At 68.0% G+C, this 18,967-nt stretch carries 13 protein-coding genes and 3 pseudogenes; 3 read left to right on the forward strand and 13 right to left on the reverse strand.

Annotation, left to right across the window (positions count from 1 at the left end; genetic code table 11):
- Positions 1–123: 123 nt before the first annotated feature.
- Together GCU53_RS26585 and GCU53_RS17640 are read right to left on the reverse strand one after the other, a co-directional pair.
- Positions 124–2,838: a M10 family metallopeptidase C-terminal domain-containing protein gene (locus GCU53_RS26585; RefSeq protein WP_152388752.1), complete on the reverse strand. Its 2,715-nt coding sequence runs from the start codon at positions 2,836–2,838 to the stop codon at positions 124–126.
- A 216-nt stretch (positions 2,839–3,054) separates the two neighbouring features.
- Positions 3,055–3,744: a response regulator gene (locus GCU53_RS17640; protein WP_152388753.1), complete on the reverse strand. Its 690-nt coding sequence runs from the start codon at positions 3,742–3,744 to the stop codon at positions 3,055–3,057.
- A gap of 133 nt (positions 3,745–3,877) precedes the next feature.
- Here GCU53_RS17640 and GCU53_RS17645 point away from each other — a divergent pair, with 133 nt between their 5' ends.
- A complete protein-coding gene (locus GCU53_RS17645) occupies positions 3,878–4,714 on the forward strand; it encodes an RNA-guided endonuclease InsQ/TnpB family protein (RefSeq protein WP_244306827.1) in 837 nt (278 codons plus the stop codon).
- Here the strand turns inward: GCU53_RS17645 and GCU53_RS17650 are convergent.
- Together GCU53_RS17650 and GCU53_RS26685 are read right to left on the reverse strand one after the other, a co-directional pair.
- Complete coding sequence (locus GCU53_RS17650) at positions 4,668–5,462, reverse strand: IS630 family transposase (RefSeq protein WP_244306828.1); 795 nt, start codon at positions 5,460–5,462, stop codon at positions 4,668–4,670. The genes GCU53_RS17645 and GCU53_RS17650 overlap by 47 nt on opposite strands.
- Positions 5,463–5,473: 11 nt before the next feature.
- Positions 5,474–5,707: pseudogene (locus GCU53_RS26685) on the reverse strand (helix-turn-helix domain-containing protein); the annotation flags it as partial.
- Positions 5,708–5,734: 27 nt separating this feature from the next.
- Here GCU53_RS26685 and GCU53_RS17655 point away from each other — a divergent pair.
- Positions 5,735–6,124, forward strand: a pseudogene (locus GCU53_RS17655) (RNA-guided endonuclease InsQ/TnpB family protein); the annotation flags it as partial.
- A 34-nt stretch (positions 6,125–6,158) separates the two neighbouring features.
- On the opposite strand, the gene GCU53_RS17660 reads toward GCU53_RS17655, so the two are convergent.
- Both GCU53_RS17660 and GCU53_RS17665 read right to left on the reverse strand, forming a co-directional pair.
- Positions 6,159–7,625, reverse strand: coding sequence for a DUF4118 domain-containing protein (locus tag GCU53_RS17660; RefSeq protein WP_152388754.1), 1,467 nt, complete (start codon positions 7,623–7,625; stop codon positions 6,159–6,161).
- Positions 7,626–7,736: 111 nt separating this feature from the next.
- Positions 7,737–9,629: pseudogene (locus GCU53_RS17665) on the reverse strand (propionyl-CoA synthetase); the annotation flags it as partial.
- Positions 9,630–10,107: 478 nt separating this feature from the next.
- On the opposite strand from GCU53_RS17665, the gene GCU53_RS17670 reads away from it, so the two are divergent.
- Positions 10,108–10,998: a LysR family transcriptional regulator gene (locus GCU53_RS17670; protein ID WP_152388756.1), complete on the forward strand. Its 891-nt coding sequence runs from the start codon at positions 10,108–10,110 to the stop codon at positions 10,996–10,998.
- A 52-nt stretch (positions 10,999–11,050) separates the two neighbouring features.
- Here the strand turns inward: GCU53_RS17670 and GCU53_RS17675 are convergent, their stop codons facing one another.
- The 7 genes from GCU53_RS17675 to GCU53_RS17705 form a co-directional block, all read right to left on the reverse strand.
- Positions 11,051–12,202: an acyl-CoA dehydrogenase family protein gene (locus GCU53_RS17675; protein ID WP_152388757.1), complete on the reverse strand. Its 1,152-nt coding sequence runs from the start codon at positions 12,200–12,202 to the stop codon at positions 11,051–11,053.
- Between the two features lie 18 nt (positions 12,203–12,220).
- Positions 12,221–13,303, reverse strand: a complete 1,083-nt coding sequence (locus GCU53_RS17680; protein WP_152388758.1) for an enoyl-CoA hydratase/isomerase family protein — start codon at positions 13,301–13,303, stop codon at positions 12,221–12,223.
- Complete coding sequence (mmsB, locus tag GCU53_RS17685; protein WP_152388759.1) at positions 13,300–14,196, reverse strand: 3-hydroxyisobutyrate dehydrogenase; 897 nt, start codon at positions 14,194–14,196, stop codon at positions 13,300–13,302. Before mmsB ends, GCU53_RS17680 begins: the two co-directional genes overlap by 4 nt.
- Before the next feature lie 44 nt (positions 14,197–14,240).
- Complete coding sequence (locus GCU53_RS17690; protein WP_152388760.1) at positions 14,241–15,017, reverse strand: enoyl-CoA hydratase; 777 nt, start codon at positions 15,015–15,017, stop codon at positions 14,241–14,243.
- 57 nt (positions 15,018–15,074) lie between these two features.
- Positions 15,075–16,586: a CoA-acylating methylmalonate-semialdehyde dehydrogenase gene (locus tag GCU53_RS17695; protein WP_152388761.1), complete on the reverse strand. Its 1,512-nt coding sequence runs from the start codon at positions 16,584–16,586 to the stop codon at positions 15,075–15,077.
- A 210-nt stretch (positions 16,587–16,796) separates the two neighbouring features.
- Positions 16,797–17,732, reverse strand: a complete 936-nt coding sequence (locus tag GCU53_RS17700; RefSeq protein WP_152388762.1) for a LysR family transcriptional regulator — start codon at positions 17,730–17,732, stop codon at positions 16,797–16,799.
- 105 nt (positions 17,733–17,837) lie between these two features.
- Positions 17,838–18,830, reverse strand: a complete 993-nt coding sequence (locus tag GCU53_RS17705; RefSeq protein ID WP_152388763.1) for a ribonuclease T2 — start codon at positions 18,828–18,830, stop codon at positions 17,838–17,840.
- Positions 18,831–18,967: the final 137 nt, after the last annotated feature.

Below are 18,967 nucleotides of genomic sequence, written 5' to 3' on the forward strand. Positions count from 1 at the left end.
GCATCCTCCTCGTCCTCTTGCAGAGCCTTTGCTCCCTGCTACTGCCTGGTCATTTCCAGATCCGTTGGTCGAGAGGCGCCCGCTGTCTGGCGGGCGCCCCTTCAGTTGGATGGGAGTCCCCCTTCAGCCAGCCTGTTCGGGCTGCGCGACACCGGTCAGCTCGATGGCCGTAGCCATCGGTGCGGTGAAGAGAAAATCCTCGGCGGAAAGATCGCCATGGTCGCCATCCAGAACGATCTCGAAACGCCGTCCCGCGGCGTCCGTCTCGAAGCTCTTGAGGTAGGTGCGCTCGCCGCTCACCTGCACGGCCAGGGTGCCGTCGCGGCCGTCGCCCAGGCCGGTGAAGCCGAGCGCCGAGAGGTCGATGCGGTCTGTACCGGTCTCGAAGTCGCGGATCCGGTCGGCGAAGCTCTCGCCGGCGGTACGGTAGCTGTCCTCGAGGCTCGCGAAGCGGAACAGATCGGCGCCGCTGCCGCCGATCAGAACATCGCGCCCGGCACCGCTATCGAGCAGATCGTCGCCGGCGCCGCCGTGCAGGTAGTCGTCGCCGTCCGCGCCGCGGAGGATTTCCGGCGCCGCGCTGCCGATCAACTGGTCGTCGGCCGCACTGCCGGCAAGGGCCATGGCGGCGAAGAGCAGATTGCCGCTGTCGAGCCGGCCGGCGAGATCGCCGTCCAGGGCGAGTTCGAAGCGCCGTCCCTCGGCGTCCGCCTCGAAGCTCTTGAGGTAGGTGCGCTCGCCGCCCACCTGCACGGCCAGGGTGCCGTCGCGGCCGTCGCCCAGGCCGGTGAAGCCGAGCGCCGAGAGGTCGATGCGATCCTCGTCGGGGTCGAAGTCGCGGATCCGGTCGGCGAAGCTCTCGCCGGCGGTGCGGTAGCTGTCCTCGCGGCTGGCGATGCGGAATACATCGGCGCCGCTGCCGCCGATCAGCAGGTCGCGTCCGGCGCCGCCATCGAGCAGGTCGTCGCCGCCGGCGCCGTGCAGGCGGTCGTCGCCGCCCGCGCCGCCGAGGATCTCGGCCAGCCGCGTGCCGCTCAGGTGCTCGCCGGCCGCGCTGCCTGCGAGGAGCTGCGGCGCGAAAATCAGTTGGCCGTCGTCGAGCTGGCCGCCGAAGTCGCCGTCCAGGATCACTTCGAAGCGCCTTCCTTCGGCATCCGCCTCGAAGCTCTTGAGGTAGGTGCGCTCGCCGCTCACCTGCACGGCCAGGGTGCCGTCGCGGTCGTCGCCCAGGCCGGTGAAGCCGAGCGTCGAGAGGTCGATGCGATCCTCGTCGGGGGCGAAGTCGTGAACCCGGTCGGCGAAGCCTTCGCTGGCGGTACGGTAGCTGTCCGCGCGATTCGAGAAACGGAACAGGTCGGCGCCGTCGCCGCCGGTCAGGCTGTCGCGCCCGGCGCCACCGTCGAGGATGTCGTCGCCGCCGAGGAAGGCGGCGTTGCCCCCGCCGTTCAGACTGTCATCGCCCCCCTTGCCGAGGAGCAGTTCGTCGATGTCGGCGTGACGGCGGCCGATCAGCTCGTCGTTGCCGTCGCCACCCTCGACGAGAACGGTGCCATCGTCCAGGTCGCCGAAATTCGGGTCACGACTGCCGTCGGCGTTCATGCGGATCACGCCGAAATCCCACTCCCCCGAGGGCTCATCATCTTCCAGGGTGCTCGATTCGGCGGTGAAGTGCCCTTCGGCCAGGAGGATCTTGCCGTCGGACTGGACGGCGAGCCTGGAATAGCGCTCATCGCTGGAGGAGGAGGTGAGAAAGCCGTCGTTACCGAAGCCGGTGTCGAGGCTGCCATCGGCGTTCAGCCGGGTTATGGTGTTCTGGTACTCATAGCTGCCGCCGCCGAATAGCAGGATCTTGCCATCGGGCTGTACCACGGCATCGCTCCTCGCATCGTAGACCCCCGTGGGATCGACGATGGCCCTGCCCTGGTCGCCGAAACCGCTGTCGAGGCTGCCATCGGCATTCAGGCGGATCACGCCGAAGCTGTAGTCGTAGTAGCTGTTGTGGGTAAGGTAGTGCTCGTAGTAGCCAGTGCCCGCGACCAGAATCCTGCCATCGTCTTGCAGGAACAGACCGTAGCTCTTGTCGTCGCTCGCGTGGGTCACGCCAAGATCGACGATCACCTTGCCGAGGTCACCGAACCCGGTGTCGAGGCTGCCGTCGGCATTCAGCCGCGTCACGCCGAAGTCCCAGCCACCGCTGGCGGGGTTGTAGCTGGAGCCTGACACCAGGATCTTGCCGTCGGGCTGCACGACGAGGCTGTCGACCCGGTCCTTGCCGCCGGCGATATCGACGATGACCCTGCTGAGCTCGCCGAAGCCGCTGTCGAGGCTGCCGTCGGCGTTCAGGCGGATCACGCCGAAGTCGTTGTCGCCGGAGCCGGCCAGCAGGATCTTGCCGTCGGGCTGCACGACCACGACACGGGCCCAGCCTCCGCCGTCGAAATCGACGTTGGCCTTGCCGCCCTCGCCGAAGCTGGTGTCGAGGCTGCCGTCGGTATTCAGGCGGCTCACGGCGAAGTCGTGATCGGCGCTGAACCCGGCCACCAGGATACGGCCGTCGGCTTGCAGGGACAGGCTGCTACCCCAGTCGCTGGAGACCTTGCCGAGGGCGCCGAAATCGGTGTCGAGGGTGCCGTCGGCATTCAGCCGGATGACGGTCTCGGAACCGTAGAAGCTGAGGCCCAGCAGCAGGATCTTGCCGTCGGGCTGCACGAGCATGGCTTCGATGCTCCGGTCGTTGTCGTTGGGGCTGTAGGCACTCTTGTTGTCCACGAGCACCTTGCCGGTGGCCGCGCGGGGCGTGGAGGGCGCTACGTTACTGCTCGGTGTCGATGTAGTCATTCAACAATCCCTGTTTCGCTTGTGTGCGCTGCAGGCGCCCCCTGGCGAGATGCCGTGGCGCTGGCCAACTGCGGGCCTGCAGCAGCCTTTCAAGACAGCCGCTTCGCTTGCCGGGTTCCTTCCCGGAACATTTCCTGCGGAGGTTGGGGGGAACCGAACCGGAACCCTGAATGGCCCGCTCTGAAACAGCGAAACTTGGAGTCCATGGCAGGCAAGTCAGGGCTGGAAGCGGTAGCCGACGCCGATCTCGGTGAGGATGTGGCGCGGCTGGGCCGGGACGCGCTCGATCTTCTGCCGCAGGTGGCCGACGTGGACCCGCAGGTACTGGTTGTTCTCCACCGCATGGCTGCCCCAGATCTGCAGCAGCAGCTGGCGGTGGGTGAGGACCCGGCCGGGGTTCGAGGCCAGCAGGATCAGCAGCCGGTACTGGATGTCGGTCAGGTGCAGGGGTTCGCCGGCGCGGCTGACGACGCGGTGCACGCAGTCGATCCGGCAGTCGCCGAAGTCGATGGTCGGTTCCAGCTGGTCGCGCTCCGCGGGGGCGCGCTTGAGCAGCGCGCACACCCGCTCGAGCAGCTCGGCAACGCCGAAGGGCTTGGTCAGGTAGTCGTCGGCGCCTGCCTCCAGGGCGGTGATCTTGCTGATCTCCTGGGTCCGCGCGGAGAGGATCAGGATGGGCACCGAGGACCAGATCCGGTAGTCGCGGATGAAGTTGATGCCGTTGCGGTCGGGCAGGCCCAGGTCGAGGATCAGCAGGTCCGGGCGGCAGGCGCCGGCCTGCACCGCGCCTTCGGCGGCGCTGCCGGCCTCGACCACGGCATAGCCTTCGCCCTCCAGGGTGGCGGCGACCAGTTCGCGGATCTGCCGGTCGTCCTCCACCAGCAGGATGGTCGGGATGTCGCTCATCCGATTTGCGCGAGAAACCCCCGGACTTCTAGTGCGGGGAGGGATAGCGCGGCGCCCGCAGGGCACCCCTGTTCTCGCTGCCTCCTTCTCAGGTGGTCGCTATCTTTATAGTGATTGGTTTATTTTGTGAGTCATGACGAAACGCGCCTACCAATACCGCTTCTACCCGACTCCAGAACAAGCAGAACTGCTTGCCAGGACGTTCGGGTGCGTGCGTTTCGTCTACAACTCGGTGCTGCGCTGGCGTACTGATGCATTCTTCAAGGAGCAGCAGAAGGTCGGCTACACGCAGGCCAGCGCCCGGCTGACGGCAATCAAGAAGCTGCCGGAGCTGGCTTTTCTCAATGAAGTCAGTTCGGTGCCATTGCAGCAATGCCTTCGCCACCAGCAGGCTGCGTTCAAGAACTTTTTCGAGGGCCGGGCGAAGTACCCGGCCTTCAAGAAGAAACGGCACCGGCAGTCCGCCGAGTTCACCAGCTCGGCCTTCCGCTATCGCGACGGCAAGCTGTTCCTGGCCAAGTGCGACGAGCCCTTGGCGATCCGCTGGAGTCGGACACTTCCTGGTGAGCCTTCCACGGTCACGATTTCCCGGGACTCTGCAGGGCGGTACTTTGTGTCCTGCCTGTGCGAGTTCGAGCCTGAAACCCTTCCGGTTGTGCCGAAAAGTCTCGGCATCGACCTGGGTCTGAAAGACCTGTTCGTCACCAGCAAGGGCGAACGATTCGGCAACCCCCGCCACACCGCGAAATACGCCTCCCGTCTGGCCCTGGCCCAACGCCGGCTGAGCAAGAAGCCGCTCGGCTCGAAGAACCGCGCCAAGGCTCGACGGAAAGTAGCCCGTATTCACGCGAAAATTTCCGATTGCCGGACGGACAGCTTGCATAAGCTGTCCCGCAGACTGATTATTAATCAGGCCCTTAAATTCACGCCATGGCATAGCGTGCTGCAGGATGCTGGAAATAGGCCATGACCTTGTCGGGCAAGCTGCCGAGTGTGTTCATGAAAGCCATCGCCTTGTCCAGCAGGCTGGCCTTGTCATGGCTGACCGGGCCGCTGCGCAGCGCCGTCTTGAAATCCCGATTCAGGTACTCGTCGGGATTGGACTCGGGCGCATAGGGTGGTAGGAACACCAGTTCGATCCTGTCCTGCTTGTCACTGAGCCACTCGCTGACCACCTTGGCATGGTGGACGCGCAGGTTATCGACCACCAGGAAGATCTTCTGCGGTGTCCCTTCAACGAGGCGGCTCAGGAAGTCGATGAAACGCAGCGCGTTGATACTGCCTTCGACGATCTGGAAGGCCACCTCGCCACGGGGCGAAATTGCGGAGATCATCGACAGCTTGTGCCAGCGAGTGGGCGTCGCCAGCACTGGCGTCTGGCCCCTGGGGGCGTAGCCGCGTATCCAGTTCGCATCCTCCTTGACTGCGGTTTCGTCCCCCCAGTGAATCACCGCTCCTTCGGCAGCGGCGCGCGCCTTGACCTGGGGGTAGGTCTGCTTCAGCCAGCGCTCGATGTCCTCCGGCCGCTGCTCCTGCGCCCGCTTCACGGGACGCTGAGGCGTAAACCCCCAGCGCTTGAGATACTTGCCGATCAACCGGTCCTGCAGCTCGATCCCGAGGCGTTCCCTGGCCAGCGCCTTGATGCCGGGCGCGTCCACAGGGCAAACGGCAACTGCAGCTGCTGCGGGGGTTGCTCGACGATTTGCTCGCGCAGCCACTGCTCGTCGGCCGGCGTCAGCTTGCGGCAGGCGCCCGCCGGGCGCCCCCGACGCTTTTCCTCCAGGGCTTGCGCGCCCTCGCGGTTGGCACGGGTCAGCCAAGTCTTGATGGTGGTCGGATGCACACCGGTGACCGAGGCCAACTCCTCGACTTTCATGTTGGACTGCTGGCGCAGGCGAATCACTATCTGGCGAAGCAGCTTGCGACTCTCTGCGGTCAGTTTGCGGGCGTCGATCTTTTCCATGCCTGAAGTCTAACTAGACGTCTATTTAAGGGCCACCTTAATAACGAGAACCAAGTGGTCTGCGCCGAAACCCTTGCCGTGAAGAACATGATCCGCAATGCGAAACTGAGCAAAGCCATTGCCGATGCAGGCTGGGGTGAGCTCGTTCGCCAGCTGGAATACAAGGGCGGGTGGGCCGGTCGGCAGATCGTCCAGATCGACCGTTGGTATCCCAGTTCGAAGCGCTGCTCCTGCTGCGGGCATACCCTTGAGCGCCTGCCGCTGGATGTTCGCCGCTGGAGCTGCCCGGAATGCGGAACCGAGCATGACCGCGACGTGAACGCCGCGATCAATATCAAAGCCGCCGGGCTGGCGGTGTTAGCCCTTGGAGAGAACGTAAGCGGCATGGGTCGAGTATCCGTGTCCTGTTCTCGGTGAATTGGGAATCCCCTTCCTTCAGGGAGGGGAGCAGTCAAGTCTCGTTCTCCAGATCGCTCAAGGTGGGCGCGTTGCCCAGTGGCAGGCGCAGGCGGAAGCAGGCGCCGCCGCCCATGCGGTTTTCCGCCAGCACCTGGCCGCCGTGGGCCTCGGCGATGCTGCGGGCGATGGCCAGGCCCAGGCCGACGCCGGGAATGCTGGATTCGCTCTGGCCGCGGCGGAACAGGCCGAACAGCTCCTCGCCGCCGTCCGCCGGCAGCCCGGGGCCCCAGTCGCAGACCATCACGTCCAGCCAGTCGCCGAAGCGGCGCGCCACCAGTTCCACCGGGGTGTCGGCCGGCGAGTACTTGATGGCGTTCTCCAGCAGATTCCACAGGACCCGCTCCACCAGCACCGCGTCGAGGCGCAGCGGGGGCAGGCCGGGCGGGATGTCCAGGGTGATCTCCCGGTCCTTCCACTGGGCGCGGACCTGGCGCAGGGTGGCGCCGATGACCTCGTCGATCGGCTGCCATTCCTGGTTCAGCTCGAGGTTGCCGGAACGCAGGCGGGCCATGTCGAGCAGGTTGGTGACCAGCTGGTTGATCGACAGGGCCTGGTTGCGCAGGGCGGCGAGCATGCTCTTCTGGCGCTCCGCCGAGGCCTTGCCGAGGGCCAGGCTGTCGGCCAGGCCGAGCATCACCGTCAGCGGCGTGCGCAGGTCGTGGGACAGCGCTGAGAGAATGGAGCCGCGCAGGGATTCGGCGGCGCGGCGCAACTCGGTTTCCCGGGCGACGGCGGCGAAGTGGGTGCGCTCCAGGGCCACCGTCAGTACCGACGAGGCGGTCTCCAGCAGCGCGCGCGTGCCACGGTTGCGGGCCTGGGCGGCGGGCAGCTCGCAGACCAGCAGGTGCGGCGGGCCGCTGGCGACCAGCGGGACCAGGGCGAAGGTATGGCGCGGATCGCCGCCCGGGGTCAGCAGGGGCTGGCCGCCGGCGAGAGCCGCCTGCAGCGCGGCCGCGTCGAGCGGGGCCGGCGGCGCGGCGAACCCGCTCTCCGCCAGGATGCGGGTATGGCCGGCCTGCAGCGCGGTGCCGAGAAAGCGGCCGGCGATCTCCTCCACCTCGGCCGGCGTCTGCGCGGCGGTCAGGTGCCGGGCCAGGTCGTACAGGGCGCGGGCCTGGGTTTCCCGGGCCTGCACCTGTTCGGCCTGGGCCTTCAGGGCGGCGGTGAGGTGGCCGACCAGCAGGGCCACTACCAGCATGACCACGGTGGCCAGCAGGTACTGGGCCTCGGTGATCGCAAGGGAGAACAGCGGCGGGACGAAGACGTGGGCGTAGAGCAGGGCGCTCAGCAGCGCCGCGGCGATCGCCGGGAGGCGCCCGTAATGGCTGCCGATGACGACGATGACCAGCACGTAGAGCAGTGCCGTGTTGGAGAGGTCGATGGCTTCCTGCAGCGGCAGCATGAGCAGGGTGAGGCCGACGCTGACCAGCAGGGCGGGCAGAAGTTGTCGGAGAGGCACGGTGGTGGGGCATCGCCCGGGCGGCTGAGGGAGCCTCCATCCTAGCCGGAGCGGCGACGGCGTAACACTGCGGCCCGATGCTGCGCGGCGGCATCGGGCCGCGAGCGGGCCTCAGCCGGCGCGCGTGTAGGCGGCCAGGACGCCGGAGACTTCCCCGAGGATCGCCGGGTCGTCGATGGTGGAGGGCACGACCGGCTCCTCGCCGTTGGCGATCGTGCGCAGCACCGCCCGGAGGATCTTGCCCGAGCGGGTCTTCGGCAGGCGCTTGACCAGCGCGATCCGCTGGAAGCAGGCCAGCGCGCCGATCTGCTCGCGGATCATGGCCGTCAGTTCCCGCTGCAACTGCTGCTCGCCGATCCGAGCGCCGTCCTTGAGGACGATCAGGCCCAGCGGCACCTGCCCCTTGATCGCGTCGGGCACGCCGATCACCGCGCATTCGGCCACCGCCGGATGCCGGGCCACCTGATCCTCCATCTCCCCGGTGGACAGGCGGTGGCCGGCCACGTTGATCACGTCGTCGGTGCGGCCCATGATGTAGACGAAGCCCTCGTCGTCCAGATAGCCGCCGTCGCCGGTGTGGTAGTAGTCGGGGTAGGCGGCCAGGTAGGACTGCAGGTAGCGCTCGTGATCGTTCCACAGGGTCTGGGCGCAGCCGGGAGGCAGGGGCAGCGCGATGACGATCGCGCCCTGCCGGTTCGGCCCGAGCGGCTGGCCCTGCTCGTCCATCACCTGGACCCGGTAGCCGGGCACCGGCCGGTTGCTCGACCCATGCCGCACGTCGTGGCCTTCCAGGCCGGTGCAGGGGGCGGTGACCGGCCAGCCGGTTTCCGTCTGCCACCAGTGGTCGTGCACCGGCTTGCCGGTCAGCGCCTCCAGCCACTGGTGGGTGCTCGAATCGAGCTTCTCGCCGGCTAGGAACAGGTGCCTCAGCGAGCTCAGGTCGTGGCGCCGGCTCAACATGCCCTCGGGGTCCTCCTTGCGTATGGCGCGGATCGCCGTCGGCGCGCAGAACAGGCTGTTGACGCCGTACTCCTCGATCACCCGCCAGTAGGTGCCGGCATCGGGCGTGCGGATCGGCTTGCCCTCGTAGAGGAGGGTGGTGCAGCCGTTCATCAGCGGGCCGTAGACGATCAGCGAGTGGCCGACCACCCAGCCGACGTCGGAGATGCCCCACCAGACGTCGCCGGGCTGCATGTTGTAGATGTGGCGCATGGCGAAGGTCAGGGCGACCGCATTGCCGCCGTTGTCGCGCACGATGCCCTTGGGTTTTCCGGTCGTGCCGGAGGTGTACATGATGTACAGCGGATCGCTGCTGTCCAGGGGCACCGGCTCCACCGGGTCGGCCAGCGGGATGGTGGCGTGCCAGTCCAGGTCGCGCCCGGGGATCAGCGTGACGCGCGCCTGCGGCCGGCGCAGCACCAGCACGTACTCGGGCCGGTGGCTGGCCAGCTCCAGGGCCCTGTCGACCAGCGGCTTGTATTCGATGACCCGGTCGAACTCCAGGCCGCAGGACGCGGTGAGCAGCAGCTTGGGTTGGGCGTCGTCGATGCGCAGCGCCAGCTCGTGGGGGGCGAAGCCGCCGAACACCACCGAATGCACCGCGCCGATCCGCGCGCAGGCGAGCATGGCCATGGCCGCCTGCGGCACCATCGGCATGTAGATGATGACCCGGTCGCCCTTTTCCACGCCCAGCTCGCGCAGCGCGCCGGCCAGGCGGGCCACCTCGTCGCGCAGCTCGCGGTAGCTGTAGCGGGCCTTGCGGCTGGTGACCGGCGAGTCGTAGATCAGCGCCGTCTGCTCGCCGCGGCCCTGCTCGATCTGGTGATCCAGGGCCAGGTAGCAGCTGTTCAGCTGACCGTCGGCGAACCACTGGTGGGTGCCGTCCGCCAGGGGACGGAGCGTTTCCGCCGGGTGGCGGAACCAGTTCACGGCGCGTGCCTGTTCGGCCCAGAAGCCGGCGGGATCGGCGATGGAGCGCTCATGGTAGTGCTGATAGTTCATCGTTTCGGCTCTCTGTTGTTGTTATTGACGAGAACGGCGAATGCAGGGGAACTACGGCCACTGCGGGGAACGGCTCGGCTGACGCCTCATCTTTTTCTCGCGTTGGCGCATCGTCGGTGCGGCCCGGGGCCGGCCGCCCCGGCAGGCGGGAATGGATGGGGGCACCCCGGATCGCCATCCGGGGAGAGTGCTTCGTTCATCGATCCCTCTGCGCGGTTGTTCCTGGGCGAGGTTCGCGTGGAGCAGGACTGCCGAGTGGGCGGCGGCTGGCGTCCCGAGGGCGGGCGGAGCGGACCTGCCTTCTCCATCCGGGGCCATCGCCTCTTCTGTTTGAGCCTAACAGTGCGACCGCTCTTGGCAAGGCAGCCAGGCGCAGAGCCGGTCTGCATTTATGCACAGGTATCGGGCGCACAGGTCCGGGCTGTGCAAAGGTGCGCAGGCATTGCATGATCGGGGTCGTGATCTCTCCCGAGACAAGGACATGGACTGGGACAATCTGCGCTTCTTTCTCGAACTGGCGCGGGCGAAAAAACTGACGGTGGCGGCCCGCCGGCTCGGCGTGGACCACACCACGGTGGCGCGGCGGGTGCAGGCCTTGGAGAAGAGCCTGGGGCAGCCGCTGTTCATCCGCGACGGCTCGGGCTACGGCCCGACGGAGGCGGGGCGCCGCCTGCTGGTCCAGGTGGAGGCCATGGAAAGCGCCTTTCGCGCCATCGAGCAGGAGGATTCGGGCAGCGCCGACACCCTGTCGGGGCTGGTGCGCATCGGCGCGACCGAGGGCTATGGCGTCGAGCTGCTGGCCGGCCAGCTGGCGGCCCTGACCCGGCGCTATCCCCACCTGGGCGTCGACCTGCTGGCGGTGCCGCGCATGGTGCGCCTGTCGCGCCACGAGGCGGACATCGTCATCACCCTGGAGCGCCCCGAGCGCGGTCCCTACATCATCACCCGGCTGACCGACTACGTGCTGCGCCTCTACGCCTCGGCGGACTACCTGGCCGCGCACCCGCCGATCCGCAGCCGCGACGACCTCCGGCAGCACAGCTTCGTCAGCTATATCGAGGACCTGCTCTACAGCAAGGAGCTGCACTACCTGGACGACATCGGCCGGCCCCGGCAGATCGCCCTGCGCAGTACCAGCATCCTCGCCCAGCAGAAGGCCGCCGCCGCCGGCGCCGGCATCGCCATCCTGCCCAGCTTCGCGGCGCGCAGGGATCCGGCGCTGGTCGAGGTGCTCGCCGATCAGGTGGAGTTCACCCGCACCTTCTGGATGCTGATGCCGGTGGAGAGCAAGGATCTGGCGCGAATGCGCGTGACCTGGGATTTTTTGCGCGAGATGGCCCGCCAGCATCAGGACCTGATGATGGGACGCTGAGCGGCAGGCCCGGCGCAGGCCTGCCGTTGCGAGTCGTGGTAGGGGCGAGGACTCACAGCGGGTAGTCGGCCAGCTCGCGGGCGATCAAGAGGCGCTGGATCTCGCTGGTGCCTTCGTAGATCTGGGTGATCCGCGCGTCGCGGTAGTAGCGCTCCACCGGATAGTCCTCCAGGTAGCCGTAGCCGCCGTGGATCTGGATGGCGCTGGAGCAGACCCGCTCGGCCATTTCCGAGGCGTACAGCTTGGCCTGCGAGGCCTCCGACAGGCAGGGCAGGCCGGCGCTCTTCAGGCGTGCAGCGTGCAGGGTCAAGAGGCGCGCGGCATTGAGCTGGGTGTGCATGTCGGCCAGCAGGTTGGCGATGCTCTGGTGCTCGGCGATCGGCTTGCCGAACTGCACGCGCTCGCGGGCATAGGCCAGCGCCGCCTCGAACGCCGCGCGGGCGATGCCGAGCGCCTGGGCGGCGATGCCGATGCGCCCGCCCTCCAGATTCGAGAGGGCGATGGCCAGCCCCTTGCCGCGTTCGCCGAGCAGGTTCTCCCCGGGGATGCTGCACCCGCTCAGGCTCACCGCGCAGGTGTCGGAGGCGCGGATGCCCATCTTGTGCTCACGGCGCTCGACGACGAAGCCTTGGGTGTCGGTGGGCACCAGGAAGGCCGACAGGCCCTTCTTGCCGAGTTCCGGGTCGGTCACCGCGAAGACGATGGCCAGCCGGGCGCGGCTGGCGTTGCTGACGAACTGCTTGGCGCCGTCGAGCACCCAGCGGCCGTCCCTGAGTTCGGCGCGGGTGCGCAGGTTGTGCGCCTCCGAGCCGGCCTGCGGCTCGGTCAGGCAGAAGCAGCCGATGGCGCGGCCGGCGGCCAGCTCGGCCAGCCAGGCGTCCTTCTGGGTCTGGCTGCCGTATTGCAGAAGGGGGCCGCAGCCGACCGAGTTGTGGACGCTCATCAGCGTGCCGAGGGCGCCGTCGCCGGCGGAGATTTCCTCCACCGCCAGGGCGTAGGCGACGTAGTCGACGTAGCTGCCGCCCCATTGCTCCGGCACCACCATGCCGAGCAGGCCCAGTTCGCCCATCTGCGCCACCAGGTCATCGTCGATCCAGCCGGCCTTCTCCCAGTCCCTGGCCCGCGGGGCGACCTCGCGGCGGGCGAAATCGCGGGCCAGGTCGCGGATCATGCGTTGCTCTTCGCTCAGTTCGATATCGTGCATCGCGCTCACCTCTCGCGGTCAGGCCTGGCGGCAGGTCTTGCCGGCGCTCGGCCGGAAGCCGGCAAAGAAAGTCTGGACCCGTTCCGGCGTGACGTCCGCCAGGCCGGGCGGATTCCAGCGCGGCGCCTTGTCCCTGTCGATCAGCAGGGCGCGCACGCCCTCCATGATGTCGCCGCTGGCGAACCACTGGCGGTCCAGGTGCAGCTCCAGGGCGAAGCAGTCGGCGAGGGACAGCGCGCGGCCGCGGCGCAGCAGCTCCAGGGTCAGGCAGACGGCCAGCGGCGAGCGGCTCTCCAGCAGCTCGAGGGTTTGTTCCGCCCAGGCGCGGTACTCCGGGCGCCGCTCCGCCTGCAGCGAGGCGCGGATGGCGGCGATGTCCGGCAGGGCAAAGTGCCGGTCGATGGCCGGCTGCAGGGCGGCGAGTTCCGAGGCCGGCAACTGGTTCGAGGTCAGGGTGGCGAGCAGGGTGCGCAGGGCCTCGGCGGGGTGCACGTTCCAGTGCATCTCGTCCAGGCAGCGATCCAGCTCGGCGAACTGCCCGACGGGCAGGTGGCAGTCGGCCAGGCCGCCGTGCAGGGCGTCGGCGCTGCCGACGTGCACGCCGGTGACGCCCAGGTAGATGCCCAGCGCCCCCGGCATGCGCGACAGGAAATAGCTGGCGCCGACGTCCGGGAAGTAGCCGATGCCGACCTCGGGCATGCCCATCTTCACCCGCTCGCTGACCACCCGCAGCGCGGCGCCCTGGACCAGGCCCATGCCGCCGCCGAGGACGAAGCCGTCGAGCAGCGCCAGCACCGGCTTGGGGTAGGCGTGGATGTACTGGTCGAGGGCGTACTCCTCGACGAAGAAGACCTCGTGCTGGCCGTCGGCCTTACGGTAGCTCTCGTACAGCCAACGGATATCGCCGCCGGCGCAGAAGGCCTTCTCGCCGCTGCCGCGCAGGACCACGGCGAGGATCTGCGGGTCGTCGGCCCAGGTCTGCAACTGCCGGTCCAGGAGGCGGACCATCGGCAGGGTGAGGGCATTCAGGCCGGCCGGGCGGTTGAGGGTGAGGTGGCCGACGCGGTTGCGCACCGCCGCCAGTACGGGGGCTTCGTTCATGCCTGGGCATCCTTGCGGTAGAGATCGATGATGGCGGAGAAGTCCAGGGCGCCGTGGCCCTGGGCGCTGAACGCCTGGTAGAGCTGCTGGGCGAGGGCGCCGAGGAACACCGGCTGGCGCACCTGGCGGGCGGCCTCGCTGGCCAGGCCGAGGTCCTTGAGCATCAGGTCGGTGCCGAAGCCGCCCGTGTAGCCGCGGGCGGCGGGGACGTTGTCCATCACGCCGGGGAAGGGGTTGTAGGTATCCGAGCTCCAGCAGCGGCCGCTGGAGCTGTTGAGGATGCCGGCCAGTACCTTGGGGTCCATGCCCAGCGCGACGCCCAGACTCATGGCCTCGGCGACGCCGATCATGGAGATGCCGAGCAGCAGGTTGTTGGCCACCTTGGCGACCTGGCCGTTGCCGGCGGCGCCGCAGTGGACGATGTTCCGGCCCATGGCGGCGAGGACCGGGCGGCCGCGCTCGAAGTCCTCCGTACTGCCGCCGACCATGAAGGTCAGGGTGCCGGCGGCGGCGCCCGCCGTGCCACCGGACACCGGCGCATCGAGCATCGGGTTGCCATGGGCGCGGGCCGCGGCGGCCACTTCCCGGGCGCTCAGCGGATCGATGGTCGAGCTGTCGATCAGCATCACGCCGGGGCGGACCCGGGCGATCAGGCCGTCTTCGCCGAGGTAGACGCCCTTCACCTGGGCGGAGGCGGGCAGCATGCTGACGATCAGCTCGACGTCCGTGCGCGCCAGCGCGGCGGGGGAGGCGGCGGCCGTGGCGCCGGCCTCCAGCAGACCGGCCACGGCCGCTGCCGACAGGTCGAAGACGTCGAGCCGGTGGCCGGCCTTCAGCAGGTTGCGCGCCATGGGCGCGCCCATGTTGCCGAGGCCGAGAAAGCCGATATGCATGGTGATGTCCTCTTGTTCTTGTTATGGGATGAGCGATCCGCGGCTCAACGATCCTTGAAGTCGGGCTTGCGCTTCTCGACGAAGGCGGCCATGCCTTCCTGGCGGTCCTCGGTGGCGAAGGTGGAGTGGAACAGCCGGCGCTCGAAGCGGATGCCCTCGGCAAGATTGGTCTCGAAGGCGCGGTTGACCGACTCCTTGGCCATCATGGCGATGGGCGCGGACATCTGGGCGATCTTCGTCGCGGCGGCGAGGGCTTCCTCGATCAGCCGGTCGGCCGGCACCAGGCGGCTGACCAGGCTGCAGCGCTCGGCTTCCTGGGCGTCCATCAGGCGCCCGGTGAGGACCATGTCCATGGCCTTGGCCTTGCCGATGAAGCGGGTCAGGCGCTGGGTGCCGCCGGCGCCGGGGATGGTGCCGAGGGTGATTTCCGGCTGGCCGAACCGGGCGGTGTCGGCAGCGATGATGAAGTCGCACATCATCGCCAGCTCGCAGCCGCCACCCAGGGCGTAACCGGCCACCGCGGCGATGCTCGGCTTGCGGAAGCTGGCCAGACGTTCCCAGCTGGCGGTGATGAAGTCGGACTTGTAGACATCCATGTAGCTCCAGTCCTTCATCGCCTTGATGTCGGCGCCGGCGGCGAAGGCCTTCTCGCTGCCGGTGAGGACCACCGCGGCGACGCCGTCGTCGGCCTCCAGCGCATCGAGCAGGGCGCTCAGTTCGGCGGTCAGCGCCGGCGACAGGGCGTTCAGGGCCTGCGGACGGTTGAGGGTGATCAGCGCGACCTTGCCGTGCATGTCCAGCAGCAGGTTCTCGTAGGTCATGGCGAGGCTTCCTTTCCCGTGCGCGGCAGGGCGCGGGCGGCCCTGCCGCGCACGGTTTTACTTGAGGGTGATGGTGGTGTTCACCGCGCTGCCGACTTCGCTCTCGTCGAACCAGCGCGCCGTGACGGTCTTGGTCTGGGTGTAGAACTGCACGATCTGCTTGCCGTAGGGGCCCAGGTCGCCGAGCTTGGAGGCGCGCGAGCCGGTGAAGGAGAAGATCGGCATCGGCACCGGGATCGGCACGTTGATGCCCACCTGGCCGACGTCGATCTCCTCCTGGAAGTGGCGGGCGGCGGCGCCGGAGCGGGTGAACAGGGCCGTGCCGTTGCCGTGCGGGTTGGCGTTGACGATGGCGATGGCCTCGTCCAGGGTCTCGGCCTGCATCACGCAGAGCACCGGGCCGAAGATCTCCTCCCGGTAGAGGGTCATCTGTGCGGTGACGCCGGAGAAAACGGTGGGCCCGACGAAGTTGCCCCGCTCGTAGCCGGCGACGACCGGGTTGCGGCCGTCCAGCTCCAGGCGGGCGCCTTCCTGCACGCCGCGCTCGATCAGGCCGCCGACCCGGTCCAGCGCCGCGCAGGAGATCAGCGGACCGACGTCGGTGCCGGGCTCGCTGCCGGCGCCGACCCTGAGCGTTCCGGCCTTTTCCACCAGCTCCGGCAGCCACTCCCGCGCCTCGCCGACCAGGATCGCCACCGACAGCGCCATGCAGCGCTGGCCGGCCGCGCCGAAGGCGGCGCCGACCAGGTTGGCCAGGGTCTGCTCCTTGTGGGCGTCGGGCAGGACGACGGCGTGGTTCTTCGCGCCCATCATGCACTGCACGCGCTTGCCGGCCTGGCTGGCGCGCCGGTAGACGTGGCTGCCGACGCGGGTCGAGCCGACGAAGGAGAGGGCCTTGATGTCCGGGTGGTCGCAGAGCAGGTCGACCACCTCGGCGCCGCCGTGGACCACGTTGAGCACCCCCGGCGGCACGCCGGCCGCCAGGGCCAGCTCGACCAGGCGCATGGTGACCATCGGATCCTGCTCGGAGGGCTTGAGGACGAAGGTGTTGCCGGTGGCGAGGGCCATCGGGAACATCCACAGCGGGATCATCGCCGGGAAGTTGAAGGGGGTGATGCCGGCGCACACGCCCAAAGGCTGCAGCAGGGTGTAGGTGTCGACGCCGGCGGCGACGTTGTTGGCCAGCTCGCCGAGCTGCAGGTTGCCGATGCCGGCGGCGTGCTCGACCACCTCCAGGCCGCGAAACACGTCGCCCTCGGCGTCGGCCAGGGTCTTGCCCTGCTCGGCGGTGAGGATCGCCGCCAGCTCCTTGAGGTTCTCCCGGATCAGTTGCTGGTACTTGAGGAAGATCCGCGCGCGGGCGGCGATCGGCGTCCTGCGCCAAGTCCTGAAGGCCTCGTGGGCGCTGGCGACCGCCGCGTTCAGCTCCGCCGTGGTGGCGAAGGGGACGCGGGCCAGGACCTGCTGGGTGGCCGGGTTGACCACATCGCGCCATTGGGTGGTCCGGGATTCGACGAACTGGCCGTCGATCAGCAGCTTGATGGTGGGGATGGAGCCGGGCTGGGTCATCGCATGTCTCCGCCTGCTGGGCATTGTTGTTATGGCGCTCGCTGACCGCTGCGAGGGGATACCTGGAGCCTAGCAGTGCGAATTTGCTCGATACAATGGCGATATCTGCAGAGCGACTCTGCAGAAATACACACTCTCGAGGAAGGGCGGCATTTTCGCCAGGAGCCCGATGCGGCCTGCCTTCCAGGCCGACGCCGGGTCTTCCGAGGGTCAGGCCCAGTAGGCCGCGTCGTCGAGGATCTGCTGATCCTGGGCGAAGGCCTTGGGCAGCTCCTCCTTGAGCAGTTCGATCCAGGTGCGGATCTTGGCGTCGAGGAAGCTGCGCGAGGGGTAGAGCGCGTAGATGCTGCGCTGGTGCAGCCGGAACTGCGGCAGCAGGCGCTTCAGGGTGCCCTGGCGCAGGGCCTTGGCGGCGACGAAGCTGGGCAGCAGGCAGACCCCCATGCCGGCCGCCGCGGTCTGGGCCATGGCTTCCGCGACGTTGACCTGGAAGTGGTCGCCGGGGCGCACGGTCAGCTCGGCGTCGCCGTTCTGGAACACCCAGCGGTCGGGAAACAGCGGATCGACCAGGCGCAGGCAGCGGTGCTCGTGCAGGTCCTGGGGGGTCTTCGGGATGCCGTGCCGTTCGAGGTACTGCGGCGCGGCACAGACCACGCTGTGCAAATCGCCCAGGCGCTGGGCGACCTGCTCGGAGTCGGGCAGGTCGCGGGACAGGGTGATGACCACGTCGTGGCCTTCCTCGAGCAGGTCGGGCGTGCGCTGCGACAGGGTCAGCTCCAGGGTGACCTCGGGATAGAGCGCGGTGTAGCGGGCCACCAGCGGCGCGAGCTGCAGGGTGCCGAGGCTGGTGATGGAGTGCACGCGCAGGCGGCCGCGGGGGGTCAGGTGCGCGCCGCTGGCCTCGACGGCGGCATCGTGCACTTCGGCGAGGATGTTCCGGCAGCGCTGCAGGTAGCGCTCGCCGGCCTCGGTCACTGCCAGGCGGCGGGTGGTGCGATGCAGCAGGCGCGCCTGCAGGCTGGCCTCCAGATCCGACACCAGGCGCGACACCTGGGCATTGGAAAGCTGCAGGGAGGCGGCCGCGGCGGTGAAGCTGCCGCTGTCCACCACCCGCACGAAGGCGCGCATCGCTTGCAGGATATCCATGACTGCTACTCCGGGACAGGGAACAGGCCGATTATGCGCAAAGCCGCTCGGCTTGTTGTCTCGGAAATCGGTCGAAACTCGCCTGCGAAGGCGTTTTCCGCTCGTTCAGCGCCCGCTCTTCTCGATCAGGATGCGCTCCTGGCTGCATTCGCCGGGGACGGCGCTGCGCGTCGTCGGCGGCTGCGCGCCGATCAGCCCGGCCAGGGTTCCCTCCTGGAAGTCGACCGGCAACCGTACCTGGATCTCGTGGAGCCGGTTGTTGGTGCACAGGAAGCTGAAGCTGTTGGGTGCGTCCGGATGGGTCCGTCGGAGGATGTCCTGCAGGGTGCGGCGTTCGACGCTCTTGCCGATGTTCTTCCGGATGTACTGGCCGAGTTCCGAATCGTTGACCGTGCGTACCGCGGTCACCGCCTGGCGGAAATAGGCGTCGTCGTCCATGTGGGTCTGGCAAGTGCCATGTTTCTTCCATTCATAGTTGCCGAAGTCGTTCTCGAAATAAAAGTTCGGCATCCAGGGCTTGATATAGGAAAGCGCCTCTTCGCTGAGCTGAATGTCCGCTCTAGAGCAGTTGCCGTAATTCTTGCCGCACTCTTTCTTGTTCGGCCAGAGTCCGTGCAGGGTGAAGTTGGCGATATTCAGTTCGCCACTTTCCAGAGCCCGGCACTCGGGTTTCCGTTTGCTCTTGCTGCTGTCCAGCTTGTGCTCGCAGAAGCCCGGCTGCCAGGTGATGGCCAGCACATAGCTGTCCTGCAGGCCTGGGGTCTGGCAGACGCCGGCGGGCTTCTGCCGGTGTTCGCGGCCGCCCGGCCCGGTCAGCTCCATGTCGCGGACGCTGCCGCAGGTCATGGTTACCCAGCGCAGGGGTTCGGCACTGCCGGGAATCTCGATCCGCAGCCACTGATAGTCCCGTTCGTCGACCTCGCGGATCCGGTATTCGCGGCCGACTTCGATCTTCACGGCGCCGGGGTTGGTCTTCTTGCGGAACGACTGGTAGGCCTCGCAGCCCTGGTCGGCGACGAAGGTGCCGGAGGCGGGCTGGCTGGCCCAGGTGGCGGTGGTCAGGAGGCTGAGCAGCAGGGGCAGGACGGATCTTTTCATGGGGATGGACGTGACGAGGAGAAGGGAGGGTGTGCCTGGGCTGGACCCGACGGGCGGGCTGCCGCTCAGGGTGAAAGTTTTCCATATGTTGCTAATTGTGTAGGAATGTTTCCTTTGAAAAAGCCAATGCTATAGTT

It is taken from the genome of Azotobacter salinestris, assembly GCF_009363155.1.
Lineage (GTDB): Bacteria > Pseudomonadota > Gammaproteobacteria > Pseudomonadales > Pseudomonadaceae > Azotobacter > Azotobacter salinestris.